This window comes from Embleya sp. NPDC050154 (genome assembly GCF_044460165.1).
Lineage (GTDB): Bacteria > Actinomycetota > Actinomycetes > Streptomycetales > Streptomycetaceae > Embleya.
The window spans coordinates 151,463-166,753 of the sequence record NZ_JBITJP010000009.1; the positions used below are offsets into that span (position 1 = coordinate 151,463).

Consider the following 15,291-nt stretch of genomic DNA (forward strand, 5'->3'; position numbering starts at 1 on the left):
TCCGGCCGCGTTCGCGTGCGCCACGGCGTACGGAAGGAGAGCGTCCATGTCGCAGATCCAGGATTCTTCGAGCGCGGACCACGACCGTTGGCTGAGCGACTTCCGGGCGGCGGCGCAACGACGCGCGGACGACGGCGACCCGGCGTGGGCGGCCGGCGCACGGCTGCACCCGGCCGTGGTCCGCAGCATCCAGCGCTTCCAGGTCGGCGAGGGAAGCGACGGCCGCGTCCTGATCGCCAAGGCAGCCGCCGACGGCGACGACGTCTACACCGCGACGATCCGGCTGTTCGTGGCCGAGGAGCAGAACCACGCCCGACTCCTGGCGCACCTGCTCGCCGCGGCCGGCGCGGACACCATCCCGGGCCACTGGTCCGACGCGGTCTTTCGCCGGCTGCGGCGTTCGCTCGGCCTGCGCCTGGAGTTGATGGTCCTCATGGTCGCCGAGGTGATCGCGCTCCCGTACTACCGCGCGCTCCACGACGGCGTCGGCGACCCGCTCGCCGCCGAGGTCGCCGCCCGCATCCTCGCCGACGAGGAACGTCACGTCCCCTTGCACTGCGACGTCCTGCGCACGTCGTTGGCGGACCTGGCACCGCCGACCCGAGCGATCGCGGTCGCCGGTTGGTGGATGATCACCGCGGGCGCGACCGCCGTGGTCGTCTACGACCACGGCAAGGCACTCGCGTCGCTCGGCACGACCCGCCGTCGCTTCACCGGTCACGTGGCCCGCGACTTCCGCGCCGTCACCCGACGGATTCACTCCCGCCCGCACCGGAATTCGGCGGTTGCCGTCGGTGGTTCGTGAGGTCTGAGGGGGCGAAGGGGCTCCAGCGATATGGCTATAGTAATCACATGATTACACTTAGTCGCCTCCCTCGCCCACACCCGCACTTACCCTTACGCCCCGCGTCGAGCGGAAATGTGCCTTCACCACGACGCGACCATGCTCCGATCGGGCGGGAGGCGGGTCGGTGACGATACGTCCCGACACGAGCACCGCACACATCGACCTCGTCTCCGCGTCCTTTCGGAACGATCCCTACCCGGCACTGCGGGCCCTGCGCGAGCACGATCCCGTGCATTTCGACCCCCGGTGGAATGCCTGGCTGATCACCCGGTACGACGACGTGGTCCGCGGAACCGCCCATCCCGACATCTCCGCGGACCGGATCACCCCACGCCTGCGGCAGTTCCCGCCCGCCCACCGCGATCGGTTTCGTCCGTTGGCCGAAGTGCTCTCGCGCTGGCCGCTGATGGCCGATCCGCCCGAACACCGGCCGCTGCGCGCTCCGGTGACACGTTCGATGAACCAACGCGTCATCCGGTCCTTTCAGCCCCTGGTCCGGCGCACGGTCGCCGAGATCCTCGACCGTGCGCCGGCACGCGGTGAGTTGGACGCGGTCGCGGACCTTGCCGTGCCGCTGCCGCTCTACGTCGTCTCGGAGATCATCGGCGCACCACGCGAATCCCACGAGTTGCTCAAACGCTGCGCCATCGGCATCGTCGACTTCTTCGGCGCCCCGCCCGCGACCTACCTGTCCACCGCCGCCGAGGCGTTCGACAGTGTCCGCGAAGCCTCGGCCCACCTCGGCGAGTTGGTCGCCCAACGCCGCCGCGCGCCGGGCCACGACCTGATCAGCGTGCTGCTCCGGAACGGTTCCTCGTCGGACGAACAGGTGGTCTCCACCTGCCTGATGATGATCTTCGCGGGTTTCGAGACGACCACCAACCTGCTCGGCAACGGCCTGTTGCTGCTGCTGCGCCATCCCGGGCAACTCGCGCGCCTGCGCGAGAGTCCCGACCTGCTGCCCTCGGCGATCGAGGAGATGTTGCGCCTGGAGAGCCCCGTGCAACGGCTGTCCCGGATGGCACGCCGGGACCTGGTGCTGGGCGGTCGGGAGATCCGCGCGGGCGACCTGGTGTTCTTCATGCTCGGCGCCGCGAACCGCGATCCGAGCGTCTTCGTCGACCCGGATCGCTTCGACATCGCCCGCGAAGGGCGCCGGCACCAGGCCTTCGGGCCGGGAGTCCACGCCTGCCCCGGCGCCGCGCTCGCCCGCATGGAGGCACACATCGCCTTCGGCGAACTCCTGCGCCGAGCACCGGTGATGTCACTCGCCGACGACGACATCCGGTGGCACGACAACCTCTCCGTACGCGCGCTGCGCGAACTGCGCGTACGACTGGGCTGACACCGCCCCGACCCCGCCGGTGATCGACACGCGGGGTCGGGGCACGGAGCGCGTCGACGGGCGCGGCCCGCACGATCCACGCGGCCGGCCCGGATCCTCGCCGCCTATGCCGCACCCCGACGTCTCGTCACCCGTTCGGCCCTGACGGATCACCCTTGCGAGGCATCTTCGGCCCATACGCGTGACATGGCGGGCCGGAAACCGGTTGTCTCCCCCTATGCCCGGATCATCCGCCAACACCGGGTCGTGACAAGGGCGTTGCCACGATCGTGCGAGATCCGCGCGGTTTCGACCCGCCGGGGCGCGCCTGGTACGGATCCGCCCGTCCCGTACGGATGTGCCCGCCGCGACGCGCACGCCGTCCCGCCCGGCCGAGGAGCCCCATGCGCCGTTCCCGTTCCGTCTACCGCGCGGCAGCGATCGACGAACCGCGTCTCGTCGAAGGCTACGAGGCATGCCGCAGGGCGATCCGCCGGGCGGGGGGCACGGAGTACCCGACCGCCCGGCTGATGCCGCCGGCGTTACGCCCGGCGCTGTGGGCGATCTACGCGGCCGGCCGGGTGATCGACGACGTCGCCGACACCGGTGATCCCACCGGCAGAGAGGCGCTGTTCGACGCCTGGACCGCCGCGTTCGACGAGGACCTGCGGCGCGGCGACAGCGAGGATCCGGTACGCCGGGCCCTGGTGCACACGATGCTGACCTGGGACCTGCCGACCGACGGCCTCTCGGCGGCGTTCGCCGCCACCCGAGCGGACATCACCGGCCGTATCCATCCCACCTGGAAGGCGTGGAGCGCCTATTCCCAGGCGGTCAACACCTCCTTCTTCGCCCAGGGCGCGGCGCTCCTGGCCGCTGCGGGCCTGTACCTGCCACTGCGGTTGCGCTACCTGGACGCCGCCCGGCAGTGGGTGGACGCGCTGAGCATCATCGACAATCTCGAGGACCTCGCGGAGGACCTCGCCCAGGGCCGGATCACCGTGCCCGTGGAGGTGCTCACCGACCACGGCCTCACGGCGGCGGACCTGGCCGGCGGCACGCACGACGCGCCCGTCGAGGCGATGATCGCGCACCTGGCGGCACAGGCCCGCCTCTGGCTGGCCCAACCCGACCTGTTCCGCGAACTGCCCCCCGCACTCGCCGTGGTGGCGCGTGCGGTGACCGACATCGGCCGGCTGCGGCTGGAACGCGTGGAGCGGGCCGGGGCACAGCTACTACGCGGAAAGCCCCGGTTGCCCCGGCTGGCGAGCCGGCGCATCCTGCTCCCCGCCCGGCTCAAGGCGCACGTGGCGTGGCGCTTCCTCACGCCGATCGGTCCCGCGCGGTCCCGACGGGACACCGCGACCCCTCGCCCGCCCGCCCTGTCGGCCCTGTTGCCGGCGCCCCGCACCGAGACCCCCACGCCTCCCCGGCCGCATCCCTCGGGCGCGCGCCCGCCGAGCTGTCCCCCGCGCCGGCTCCCCCGGCATGTGGCCGTCGTGATGGACGGCAACGGCCGCTGGGCCACCGACCGGGGCCTGCCCCGTACCGAAGGCCATCGCGCGGGCGGCGAGTCGATGCGCGACGTCGTACACGGCGCCTTGGAGATCGGCCTGCGGCACCTGACGCTCTACGCCTTCTCCACGGAGAACTGGCGTCGGCGACCCGAGGAGATCGACGGCCTGCTCGCACTCGTGCGAGAGGACATGGTCGACGCGGCCGTGCTCGATCACGACGTGCGCTTCCGCTGGGCCGGCTCCGCCGAAGGACTGCCGCAGGACGTGCTGGAACGGCTCGTGCGCCTGGAACACGCCACCCGGGATCGCACCGGGCTGACCCTGACCCTGTGCGTGAACTATGGCGGCCGGATCGAACTCACCCAGGCCGCCGCCTCGTTGGCCCGAGCCGCCGTCGCCGGCCGGATCGACCCGGCGCACATCTGCGAGCGCGTGTTCGCCGCCCACCTGGCCCTGCCCGACCTGCCGGACGTCGACCTGCTGTGGCGCACGGGCGGCGAACAGCGCACCTCGAACCTGCTGCCCTGGCACGCCGCCTACGCGGAACTGCACTTCAGCGACACCCGCTGGCCCGACGTCGACCGCCGCGACCTGTGGCGGGCGATCACCGCGTACGCGGACCGCGGCCGCAACTTCGGCGCCGTACCGGATTCCGCGGCGCCGGCGGGGCAACCCGCCCACGACGCGGGCACACCGGGCCACTGACGCGGTGCTCCCTGCCGAGAGCGTCGTGGGGAACGGCTTCAGCGATGTGCCTCGCGGAACCGACGGTGCAGGGCGCGTACCTCCTCCGCCAAGTCGGGAACGGGGCCCTCCACCACGAGCGCGGGAACGACCTCCCGAATCGGGAGGTTGCGTACGGGCGCCGCCGAAACGCCGAGTTCGGCAAGCCAGGTGCTCGTCTGTTCGGCGGAGCTCACATAGACGATGCGACCGAGTCCCACCCAGCCGTGCGCCGCCGCGCACATCGCGCAGTGTTCGCCGGACGTGAAGACGGTGGCCGCCGCCCGCTCCGGCGGCGTCATGTTCGTGGCGGCCCAGCGGGCCAGTTCGAACTCCGGATGGCGGGTGGCATCGCCGGTGGTTCGCTCGCGGTTGCGGTCCTCGGCCAGGACGCTACCGTCGGCGGCCACCAGGACCGACCCGAACGGCTCGTCGCCGGCCTCCACCGCCTCGGCGGCGAGTTCCACGCAGCGGCGCAGGTGGGTGAGGTCGTCCGGGGTCACTGCCATGGTGTCTCCGTAAGGTGATGGGTGAGCGGGCCCACCCGCTCGGCCACGGTGGCGAGCATCCGCCATGCGGCCTGCGGGTGCGCCGTCTCGCCGGGGTCGCCGTTGAACGGGTCCAGGACCACGGTGTCGGCGCCCAGGGCCCGCAGGTGATCCAGGTCGGCGGCGATCTGGTCGATGCTTCCCTCGCCGGCGAGGCGCTCGGCATCGGGCAGTGGTTCCCGGGTGACCCGCAGCGCGATGCGCGGAACCAGCGCCGGCACCGGGCGCTGCCGCTCGACGGCGACGGCCCGCAGCCGGTCCGTCGCCGCCCGCATCCAGGGCAGGGTGCGTCGTAGGGGGTGCCACGCGTCGCCGAGGCGCACCGCCCGATCGATGCCCGCGTCACTGTTGCCGCCGACCCAGATCGGGATGCGGCCGACGCCGTAGTCCCCCTCGTCGTCCCAGGCCGTGCGGATGGCCGCGAGATGGTCGTCGGTCAGCTTCCCGCGCTGCCGGAACGGGACGCCGAGCGCCTCGAACTCCTGCCGCGCCCAGCCGACGCCCACACCCAGGACCAGGCGCCGCCCGCTGAGCTGATGGAGGTTGGCGGCCATCCGGGCCACGAGTAGGGGATGCCGATAGGGGACGATGAGCACCGTGGTCCCCAGACGCACCCGCCGGGTGACACCGGCCAGCCAGGCGAGCGTGGTGAAGGGTTCGTAGAACGGGGCGGGGTACTGCTCCGCGACATCGGGCGTGACCGCGACGTGGTCGGAGACCATCAGCAGATCGAATCCGAGCCCCTCCACGGTCTGCGCCCAGTCGCGCAGAACGCCCGGATCCGTGCCGGGGCCGAAATTGGGAACATTGACGCCGAGTTGCATGCCCCGAGGCTATCCGGCGACAACCACATATCTGAAGACATCATTCACTGCCTTCGCCCGCGTCCACCGTGGATCTGCCGGTATTCTGGCCGGATGACCGAGGATCTCGACGACACCGATTGGGCCATCCTGGCGGAGCTGCAACAAGACGGGCGCATCGCGCTGACCGAACTGGGACGACGCGTCAGCCTCAGCGCCTCCGCGACGACCGAGCGGGTCAGACGCCTGGAGACCATCGGCGTCATCACCGGATACCGAGCCGAGGTCGACCTCTCGAAGGCGGGCTTCGCCGTACTGGCCGTGGTGCGCCTCAAGTACCCCGGCAGCAGGCACGCGCCCCTGCACCGACTCCTCGAAGAGCGCCCGGAGATCCTGGAGTGCCTGCGCACCACGGGAGAGGACTGCTACACCCTCAAGGTCGCCGCCACCTCGATGACCCACCTGGAAAGCACCATCGACCGACTCGCGCACTTCGGCAGCACCACCACCAACATCGTCTACAGCCAAACCCTCCCCTACCGAGGCCCTCAACGCCCCACCCCACCCACCGACGACCGGGACGCGTAGCGCACGCCGGGCACGCCCGGGCGGCGCAGGGCCCAGGCGTCCGAGCCGGGCTCGACAAGCGGTGTGTTCGTCGCGTTCGTGTCGCGGCGCGATCCGAGGTCGAGTCGACCGCGCGTTCCGGCGCCGCGGACCGTGCCGCTCACGATCCATTCCGTGGAGGCGGCTGCGCGCGGGCGGAAAAGGCGTCGACATCGGCGCTTGCCGCGGGAATCGTGGGGGGCATGGGACTGGATGAGATTTGGGGCGTGGAGGCTGCCCGAACGTACGACACGCCGGGTACCGGGATGTTTGCGCCGGAGGTTTTGCAGCCGGCTCTGGACCGGCTCGCGGAATTGGCGGGCGGGGGACGGGCGCTCGAGTTCGCCATCGGTACCGGACGCGTTGCCGTACCGCTCGCGGGGCGAGGAGTGCGGGTCACCGGTATCGAGCTGTCGCAGCCGATGATCGACCGGCTGCGTACGAAGGTGGACGAGACGACGATTCCGGTGGTCGTCGGCGACATGGCGAACACCCGTGCCCCGGGCACGTTCCGACTCGTGTATCTCGTCTACAACACCATCTCCAACCTGCTCACCCAGGCCGAACAGGTCGCGTGCTTCCGCAACGCCGCTCGCCACCTCACACCGGACGGAAGGTTCGTCGTCGAGCTGGGGGTTCCCGAGCTGCGCAAACTGCCGCCCGGTCAGCACGCCGTGGTCTGGCATTCCGAGACCGGTTACATCGGCCTGGACACCTACGACGTGCTGCGCCAGCACCTCGTCTCGCATCACTTCCGATTCGACGACGGCACCCGGGCCCGACTGTTTCGCAGCCCGCACCGCTACATCTGGCCGGCCGAACTGGATCTCATGGCCCAACTGGCCGGCTTCGAGCTCGAATCGAGGCACGCCGACTGGCAGGGAACCGAATTCACCGCCGAGTCGAGCTCACACGTGTCCGTCTACCGACTCCCACCGCCTCCCGACGCGAATCGTGCCGGCGCCGGCACGGAATCGCCGACCGAGGACGGCGGCTGAACCCACCCGGGGGCAGGCGCCGACGGGGTGCGGTCAGCGGTCGGGCACGCTCCGGTCACCCGTCCGGTTCCTTCCTCAAGGAACTGCGCGCGTTCTTCCGCCCGTTCCGAGCGGCGGCCGCGGGCTGAGACGACCGCCGCGCGGGCAGGACCGCCGGGTCCCGCTTTCCCGGCCCCGAGCCCCGACCGTCGCCACCGCCCCCGATGGATCCCGAAAACGTCGATCCGGGTGGTGTCAGCGGGAGCCGTGCGAGGTGAGCCCGTGTGCGTCCAGCCACCGGGCGATCGCCGTGCCGATGGCGTCGGGCCGGTCCTCGGGGGCGTGGTGTCCGGCCGGGCCGCAGTGCTCGATGTCCAGGGCGGCGATGTGCTCGCGGCTCCAGGCGATCATCTCGTCACCGATGAGCAGCGTCGGCGAGGAGTCGAAGGTCAGGAGCAGCTTGGGAACGTCCGTACTGGCCCCGAGCCAGGCGTCGTAGTCGGTGATGCGGGCGACGACGTCGGCCGGCTCTCCGTCGATGGGCATCATCCGCGGCCAGGCCAGCAGTGGACGCCGGCTCTCCGGCGTAGGGTACGGGTCGCGGTAGGGCTGCACGTCCGTCTCGCTCAGCGGATTCAGCACGCCGCCCTTGAACGCGGTCTCGATGAAGACGTTCTGTTCGAGCACCAGTTCCTCGCCGACTCCGGGCGTACGGAACGCCTCGAAGCGGGAACGCGCGGGCGGCGGGAGTTCCTCGGCGGTCAGCGGCTTGAGCATCGTCTCCAGCATGACCACTCCGCGCACCCGCGTGGGGTGTCGGGCCGCCCGGTCCAGGGCGAGCGCGCCGCCCCAGTCGTGGCCGACCAGGACAACCTCGCCCAGGTCCAGGGCATCGAACCAGGCATCGAGGTAGCGGGCCTGGTCGGCGAAGTCGTAGTCGATGTCGGGCTTGCCCGAGGCGCCCATGCCGATCAGGTCCGGGGCCAAGGCGCGGGCTCCGCCGGCGACGTGCGGGGTGACGTTGCGCCACAGGTGCGACGAGGTCGGGTTGCCGTGCAGGAACACCACGGGCAGCCCGTCGCCGGTCTCCGTGTAGGCGATGTGGGAGTCGAGGACGTCGACGGTACGCATGGTGAGTGTTTCCTCTCGTGGTGCCCGGCTGTCCGGACCCGGCTCCTGACCCTGACCCTGACCCGCGTGGGGATCGAAATCGGGATCGGGATCGGATGTGGCAACATCCCGGATCATTCGTTCGGGCAATGAACGTTCGTGTTTCTAACGTTTGATCTCCTGGATCATATATCGTTAGTCTCACTAATGCAACGGGGTAATATCGATGCCATGAGCAGCCGAGCGGCCAACGACACCGCCGCGAACACCAGCACCCCTGGGACTTGCGGCGACGGCCCGGACGCGGGGGAAATGCCCGCCCGGGTACGCGGCTTGCCGAGCAGGCTGCTGACCCGGAACGCGATGCACGCCGATCGTCTGGTGACCGACGGCCTCGCCACCGAAGGTGCCCGCAAGTGGCATTTCGTGGTCTTGGTCGCGCTCACTCGGAGCGGCCCCGCAAGTCAGTCGGCGCTGAGCCGTCGCACCGGCGTGTACCGCAGCGACATGGTCGCCGTCATCAACGACCTCGCCGAACGCGGCTTCGTGGACCGCACGCCCGACCCGGACGACCGCCGTCGCAACGTCATCACCGTGACCCCCGAAGGCCGCGACCACCTGTGCCGCCTCGACGCGATCATCAGCCGGGCCCAGGACGACCTGCTCGCGCCCCTGACCCAGGCCGAACGCCGCACACTGACCGGTCTGCTGACCCGGCTCCTGGACCATCACACGAAGACCGCACCACGCACCGCCGGCGATTGATCACGGACTCACCACACCCGACCCCGACCCCGCCCTCGACCGCGTCACGCGGAAACCACCGCCGCCGGCCCACGGACCATCCATCCCTCGCCAAACGGTCGAGACCCGGCCTGACGCAATCGCGTCCGAGCGGCCTGCGCGCACCGCCTCCCCACACCGCAGCGGAGCGGAGCGGACAACCATTGGTTGACGTCGGGGGGATCGTGAGACCCTGGCCTACGTGGGCCGTGCGTGGCCGTACCGGTCGCCGGCGCGGCTTCGGAGGCCGGGCGGGACGGCCGGCCGCGATCCTGGGAGTACGAGTTGAGCACGACCGAGAAAGCCGTCATCGCCGCCGCATGCAACCTGGCCTGGGTGAACGTGGACGACATCACCGGGACGACGAACCTGGAGAGCGACCTGGGATTCGACTCGATCCAAAAGGCGGAACTGCTTCTCAACCTGGAACGCGAACACGGCATCACCTTGACCGCGAGGGAGCGCCTGGCCACCGTCAACGACGTGGCGGCGGCCATCGACGCCGCCAAGCGGGCCGGGTAGCCGAATCCCCTCACGCCCGGCGCCGACTCGGCGGCGGAATCGAGCCGAGTCGATACCGACGTGCGCGGGTCACCCAGGAGTGAGGTCGGCGAGGTCGAGGGTGAGTCGGTTCCTCCAGTCCTTCGCGAAGACGGCGCTCCCCCCTTCGTTCATCGCTCGACCACTCCCACGACCCGAACCCCGCCGCTCCGCCCACCCGGCTCTCCCGTACGCGGGAGGGGACGCGACACCGCCGCGTCTGGACTCCGCCTCCGCCTCCGTGGATCGCCAACTCGGCGCAGCGAGGCGATCGTGTGTCAATCGGGTGAACCGTTGCGTTAGTGGTTTCCCGAGACGAACAGCCTCGTTGAGAGGAGTGCGCGTCGTCATCGGGCGGCGCGGATACGCTACAGGGGAGATTGTCGTGAACTCGTTCAAGAAGGCCGGTGTCCTGGCTGCCGGTACCGCCGCCCTCGTGATGGGAGGCACGGGTGCCGCGAGTGCGAGCTCCGAGGCCGACGCCGCCGCGGTGCACTCCTCGGGTGTCTTTTCCGGGAACATCGGCCAGTCCCCGTTCCATACCCCGGCAATGGGATGCGGCGACACCGCCAACGGGGCCGCTGCGCTCAACCCGGCGTTCGGCAACGAATGCATCGTCGCCGAGGTCGAGAACGAGGTCTACTACGACGGCGACCACGAGCACGAGGGCCACCGTCCGCAGGGCCACCCCCACGGTGGTGGCTACCAGCACGACAACGGCAACCGCTCGCTCCTCGAGCGTGTGGGCGTCTGACGCCTCGTTCAGTGATTCCGGTTCGGCCGCCTCCTCCGCGTCCGATACCCGGGGCCTCTGCGGGTTCTCCGCGGGGGCCCCGTCGTGTTGCCCCACACGCGACGAGGCGGACACACGCCCCGAAGCGGCAAACCGGGCCGAACACGAGAGCCGAACTCGTCGAAACCGTGCCGCCCACCCACAACGCACAGCACCAGACCACCGGTTCGCCCCCCAAAAACCGAATCCGCCGACGCCCGCACCCCCTCGATGCCACGATGGCCCCGATGGACACCCTGCCGCCTGCCCCCAGGCCGTTCCCTTTGCCGGTACCGGACCCGCGCGCCTGCGACGTCGCACTCGACTACGCGGACATGGACGCCCTGGTCGCCGGCCTCGTGCTGCCCGACGAGGCGTCGATGCACGTCATGAGCGCCCTGGAGACCTCCCGCGAACTCATCCGACACTCCTACTACCGGTACGAGTTCGCCACGGTCGCGGTCTCGCACTCCCTGTACGCGCTGGAGCACATGCTCGCCGAGCGTACGGCCGGCGACGAACCGCTCCGGGACCTGATCGAACGGGCCGTCGAGGCAGGGCTCGTCCCGGCCGAACTCGCCGCCGTACTCGACCGCGGCCGCGTGTTGCGGGACGACCTCACGCGCGGCGTCGTGACGAGTGGCGCCGTCCACCCGACCAGGGCCATCACCATCGTGCGTGCCGTCTTCGACGCCGTCGCCCTGCTCCGTCGCCCATCGTCCGCAGTGGAAACGAGATCCGCCGATGAGGGCGGTGAGGCCCGTCGCGATGGGCTGCTCGGGCGGCTCTGGGCCGAGCATCGGCGAGCGTCGTTCCCCGCGAGCTTCCGCGGCGTGGACATCGCGGGTGTGGAGTTGATCCTCCTGGACGCCGACGTCGCCGGTCTCGTGTCGAGAGAGTTGAGCGGCGGACTCGACGGCGATGGCATCGCTGTCCTCTGGGCGTGCATCGCCGACCTCGACAAGATCGTGCCCCTGCTCAACGAGGAATACTGCGCCTCCTACTTCTCGAAGCTCCGCACGATCGCCAACCTCGCGGTAGCGCGATACCTGCCCACCGCGACCTGACCGTCGGGTGGGGGAGGCGCGGGGTGCGCGTGGTGCAAGTGGCCGAAGCAACCCCGCGATCCTTCCGGCGTCGACGCCTCCCCCGCCGCGCTCCCCGACTGATGCGCACGCCTCGAGAGCGCCGCCGGTGCGCCTCTGCCGATCAAGCCGGGCCGCTGCCAGGCTCTCTGCATGGCTGCTTGGGACGGGACCCACATCGTGCGCGGCGAGGCGATCCACCGCCCGCTCGAATAGGCGGCCGTACCGGCCACACCTCGCACGCAGAGTGAGTCCTCGACCGGTCGAGAACGGCCGAGGCCCACGCACGGAGCAGCTCCGCGCGGTCATCCCCGACGCAACAGGCCGGGACTGTACGCGCGTTCACCCGACGTGAGAAGGGTCACGACCGCCACTACCCGCACACGCGTCCGCCCGGGCGCGGCTTGCCCGCCGGGCCCGTCCGCGCAGGTCGTCGCGATCCCGCAACCTGCGGCCCAGCGCACGCGGGCGCACTCGCTCCCGGGGCCGAGACCCGGCCACCGACCGTCGAGCGGTCGCGCGGCTGGCCACCCGGTGAAGAAAAACGACGCGGGGTGGCAACCGGGCGGATCCGGTATTCGAGTAGTTCAGTAAGCGCCGAAACAACAACCGGCGCCGACCACTCCGACAGCAGTACGCCGCAACCGACGCCCGACGACGATCGCCTCGTTCGCGGCGCGCCGACAGGATCACACTCGTCGCCGGTATGGGTCTCGCCCATCCCCGTGTTGTCCCGGACCGGGCACCGGCGGCGGAAGGTCCAACGCCGACGCCCGGCCGCGTTCACGGCATCCGCCGCCGACCGCTCACCAGCCGTCCCACGACACCTTCACCGAAGGCATCCCACCAGGAGATCCAATGAACCCCAACGACAAGCCCGTCGACCAGGTCCTCGGTGCCCAGGCCGCAGGCGCCCTCGTCAACGCATGGATCGACACCTTCATGACCGAGGACCTCCTCAGCCGCGAGGCCGCCACCCGCGCGGCGTGCGAGCGCCTCGCCGACCGCTCGCCGTGGCTGATCGTCGAACCCGGGCAAACCTGGCGCCTACGCGAGGAGTTCGCTCCCACCTCCGACTTCTCCCCGGGCCGGGTCCGTATCCTCGCCGTCCGCCGCGCCGGCGGCATCCATCCCCATGAGGGCACGGCGGCCGTCCGGATCGGCGACGCCGAACACGACCCCGACCACGCCATCGGCTGGATGGACCTGGAGGACTTCGACATCCTCTACGCCCTCGACGCCTGGCCCCGAACGAGCCCGGTCACCCGCGACTCCTCCACCACCGTGCCCGAAGACTCCTCCACCGAACCGCTGATCGAGCGCCTCCAGGAATCCGAATGCGGCCGGCGGGACCAAGGAATCGAATAGACGCACCGCATGCGGGCTCACCCGGCGAACAACCAAACCCCGGGCCCGACTCCGACAGATCGAGCAGAGGGATCGACGAGAAGGATCCACGAGAGGAGTCGACCGGAGGGATCGACCGGAGGGATCGACAACCGGCCACGTGCGGCCGGATCACCTGGGGAAGCCCGGAGCTTGGCGCAAAACCTACCTGCGAGGTGTTCGCGGATAGTGATTGGGTGACTTCCGTCGGTTATCGCGTTGAGGTGGGGAGTCACGCGTGATCATTCAGTTGTACGGCGAGTGGACCGGGCGTTCGGATACGGTCACCGGCTACGAACAGGCGGTGGCCGGCTGCCCGGAACTGGCCGATCGGCACAAGGAATACGTCACCTCCGGTCGGCGGCGGTTCGAGCGGACGATGCTCGACAAGGGACTCGCCCTCTACATCGACGTCCCGCACCACCTGCTCGGCTTCGACGACTCCGGCGCCCGTGGCATCGCCGAGATCAAGCCGAACAGCTGGGAGGGCGGCTTCCTGAGCTTCGAGGTGGGCAGCGGCCGGCACTGGACCGACGGCCTCGTCACCGCACCCGAATCGGTGTTGTGGCAGGCGATTCACGCCTATTGGAGCGTGAAGGTGCCGGCATACGAAGGCGCGTCCGCACAGGAGCGGCAGGCGTACCGGCGAGGGCGTCTGCCGTCGGAGGCAAAGGGCGTGCCCACCATCGAGGACCTTTCCGGCCTGATCGACTACACCCGATGCGAGCAGTCCGGGCCGGTCCTGGTGGTGAAGGGCTGGAACATGGAGTTCGAGCAACCCGACAGCCGGGACGAAGAGTTGCCCTTCCTCGTCGCGCTGTCCGACCCGCTCCGCCATCCCGTCCCGCTCACCGGCCCCTACGGCTCCGGAGGCGACCGCGACGAGACGGCACGGCTGGAGCGCATCAGAAACCAGGATTCCCCGATGCGCATGGGCCGCCGCCGGCCCCGCCGCACACGACGCCCCCGCCCACCGGGAGGACGCACACCCACCCCCGAACGAATCTCCCCGAACCCCTCACTGGCTCGATGACCGAACCCGGGCGAGGACGAGGGCCCGGCCCGGGCCCAGGCCCGGCCAGGCCCGGGGTGGGCACCAGGCACGCGTGGTCGTCGATTGTCGGCAGCCACCCATAGGTAGTTTCGGTTGAGAACAACGCCGTTGGAACAACTACTGCGTGCAGACTCGGACGGCCCTCGCCGCCTGGCGTGCCTACAGCGATGTGCTGTTGGAGCGGGGCGACGCCCGGGGCAGCCTGATCGCGTTGGAACTGCGCCTGACACGCGAGGTGCGGGAGGACCGACGCGAGGCACTGCGAACAGAGATCGACCGATTGGCGAAGGAGCACGAAGGAAGCTGGGACGCCGAGCTTCCCGAGGGTGTCCGGGCCGTCGCGCGCTTGTACGGCTTTGCCACCAAGGTGGCGGTGACCGGCCGCCGGAGACACCCGCGCGCATAGCCGACATCGCAGAGGAGTACGAGGAGGAGGTCGAGAGCGGTCCCTGACGTTCCAGCGCAGTAGGTGGTCGAAGTCCTTCGCCGGCCTCTGCCGATCGGGTCAGACACCCCGCATGTCGTCCCACGCGGTCTCCCGATCGGCGGATGTCCAACACCCCACCCACCGACGAAGGTTGAGGCACCGCAGGAACGACTCCCGAAAAGGACGCAGACATGACCGCCGCCACGATCGCCCGACCCACCGAGTCGCCCGCCGGCGGCGTCGCCCTTGAGTCGCCCGCCCGCCCGGTCGTCTCCCGCCGGGCCCGCTGGGCCGCGAAGGGGGCCGCGCTCACTCTCCTGCCGACCGGCCTGTGGCGCACCGCGATCGCCTTCGGCATGCCGAGCGGGTTCGCCGCGGGCGATCCGCTCCACCAGTCCAACTACCCCGGCAAGTACTCGTTCTACTTGATCGGCCTGAGCATCTTCGCCGAACTCGTAGGTCTGCTCGCCCTCGGCCTGGTCCAGCGCTGGGGCGAGGTGATGCCGCGCTGGGTCCCGTGGCTGGGCGGCCGCCGTATTCCGCGCCCGGCCGCGGTGATCCCCGCCGCGACAGGCGCCGTCCTGGTCACCCTGATCACCGTCTTCGGCGCCATCGGTTGGAACGACCCCGACAACATGGGCCACCCTGACTCCCCCGACGGCGGCTACTACTGGTTGATGACCGCCGCCTACGCCCCTCTTCTCCTGTGGGGTCCGCTGTTGGCCATCGCCACCATCGCCTACCACCGCCGCCGCAAGATCACCGGGTGACGACGGCAGGCTCAACGGA

The 15,291-nt window shown here is 70.4% G+C and carries 15 protein-coding genes and 1 pseudogene; 13 read left to right on the top strand and 3 right to left on the bottom strand.

Going from position 1 to position 15,291, the window contains the following annotated elements; genetic code table 11:
- Positions 1-46: 46 nt before the first annotated feature.
- The 3 genes from ACIBSV_RS20560 (at position 47) to uppS (ending at position 4,393) form a co-directional block, all read left to right on the top strand.
- Positions 47-805 carry a ferritin-like domain-containing protein gene (locus ACIBSV_RS20560; RefSeq protein WP_395864931.1) on the top strand — a complete coding sequence of 253 codons (759 nt, stop codon included), beginning with the start codon at positions 47-49 and terminating at the stop codon, positions 803-805.
- A 166-nt stretch (positions 806-971) separates the two neighbouring features.
- A complete protein-coding gene (locus ACIBSV_RS20565) occupies positions 972-2,192 on the top strand; it encodes a cytochrome P450 (protein WP_395864933.1) in 1,221 nt (406 codons plus the stop codon).
- A 383-nt stretch (positions 2,193-2,575) separates the two neighbouring features.
- A complete protein-coding gene (gene uppS / locus ACIBSV_RS20570; protein WP_395864935.1) occupies positions 2,576-4,393 on the top strand; it encodes a polyprenyl diphosphate synthase in 1,818 nt (605 codons plus the stop codon).
- 38 nt (positions 4,394-4,431) lie between these two features.
- Here the strand turns inward: uppS and ACIBSV_RS20575 are convergent, their stop codons facing one another.
- Together ACIBSV_RS20575 and ACIBSV_RS20580 are read right to left on the bottom strand one after the other, a co-directional pair.
- Positions 4,432-4,920 carry a nucleoside deaminase gene (locus ACIBSV_RS20575; RefSeq protein ID WP_395864937.1) on the bottom strand — a complete coding sequence of 163 codons (489 nt, stop codon included), beginning with the start codon at positions 4,918-4,920 and terminating at the stop codon, positions 4,432-4,434.
- Positions 4,911-5,783: an LLM class flavin-dependent oxidoreductase gene (locus ACIBSV_RS20580; protein ID WP_395864939.1), complete on the bottom strand. Its 873-nt coding sequence runs from the start codon at positions 5,781-5,783 to the stop codon at positions 4,911-4,913. The genes ACIBSV_RS20575 and ACIBSV_RS20580 overlap by 10 nt, the downstream gene beginning before the upstream one ends.
- A 93-nt stretch (positions 5,784-5,876) precedes the next feature.
- Here ACIBSV_RS20580 and ACIBSV_RS20585 point away from each other — a divergent pair, with 93 nt between their 5' ends.
- Both ACIBSV_RS20585 and ACIBSV_RS20590 read left to right on the top strand, forming a co-directional pair.
- On the top strand, positions 5,877-6,350 hold the full coding sequence (locus tag ACIBSV_RS20585) for an Lrp/AsnC family transcriptional regulator (protein WP_395864941.1): 474 nt from the start codon (positions 5,877-5,879) through the stop codon (positions 6,348-6,350).
- Positions 6,351-6,571: 221 nt separating this feature from the next.
- Positions 6,572-7,366 (top strand): class I SAM-dependent methyltransferase, encoded by a 795-nt coding sequence (locus tag ACIBSV_RS20590; protein WP_395864943.1) that lies wholly within the window; start codon positions 6,572-6,574, stop codon positions 7,364-7,366.
- Positions 7,367-7,600: 234 nt separating this feature from the next.
- Here ACIBSV_RS20590 and ACIBSV_RS20595 read toward each other — a convergent pair.
- Positions 7,601-8,479, bottom strand: a pseudogene (locus ACIBSV_RS20595) (haloalkane dehalogenase); the annotation flags it as partial.
- A 207-nt stretch (positions 8,480-8,686) separates the two neighbouring features.
- On the opposite strand from ACIBSV_RS20595, the gene ACIBSV_RS20600 reads away from it, so the two are divergent.
- The 8 genes from ACIBSV_RS20600 to ACIBSV_RS20635 all read left to right on the top strand — a co-directional run bounded on the left by ACIBSV_RS20600 (position 8,687) and on the right by ACIBSV_RS20635 (position 15,272).
- Positions 8,687-9,220, top strand: coding sequence for a MarR family winged helix-turn-helix transcriptional regulator (locus ACIBSV_RS20600; RefSeq protein WP_395864945.1), 534 nt, complete (start codon positions 8,687-8,689; stop codon positions 9,218-9,220).
- A 303-nt stretch (positions 9,221-9,523) separates the two neighbouring features.
- Positions 9,524-9,760: an acyl carrier protein gene (locus ACIBSV_RS20605; protein ID WP_331771865.1), complete on the top strand. Its 237-nt coding sequence runs from the start codon at positions 9,524-9,526 to the stop codon at positions 9,758-9,760.
- A gap of 403 nt (positions 9,761-10,163) precedes the next feature.
- Positions 10,164-10,532, top strand: a complete 369-nt coding sequence (locus ACIBSV_RS20610) for a chaplin (RefSeq protein WP_395864947.1) — start codon at positions 10,164-10,166, stop codon at positions 10,530-10,532.
- 266 nt (positions 10,533-10,798) lie between these two features.
- Complete coding sequence (locus tag ACIBSV_RS20615; RefSeq protein ID WP_395864950.1) at positions 10,799-11,617, top strand: hypothetical protein; 819 nt, start codon at positions 10,799-10,801, stop codon at positions 11,615-11,617.
- Between the two features lie 876 nt (positions 11,618-12,493).
- On the top strand, positions 12,494-13,003 hold the full coding sequence (locus ACIBSV_RS20620) for a hypothetical protein (protein ID WP_395864952.1): 510 nt from the start codon (positions 12,494-12,496) through the stop codon (positions 13,001-13,003).
- Between the two features lie 256 nt (positions 13,004-13,259).
- Positions 13,260-14,054: a hypothetical protein gene (locus ACIBSV_RS20625; protein WP_395864954.1), complete on the top strand. Its 795-nt coding sequence runs from the start codon at positions 13,260-13,262 to the stop codon at positions 14,052-14,054.
- Positions 14,055-14,199: 145 nt separating this feature from the next.
- Complete coding sequence (locus ACIBSV_RS20630; RefSeq protein ID WP_395864956.1) at positions 14,200-14,481, top strand: hypothetical protein; 282 nt, start codon at positions 14,200-14,202, stop codon at positions 14,479-14,481.
- 212 nt (positions 14,482-14,693) lie between these two features.
- Entirely contained in the window at positions 14,694-15,272 is a 579-nt protein-coding gene (locus ACIBSV_RS20635; RefSeq protein ID WP_395864958.1) for a hypothetical protein, read from the top strand.
- Positions 15,273-15,291 lie beyond the last annotated feature (19 nt).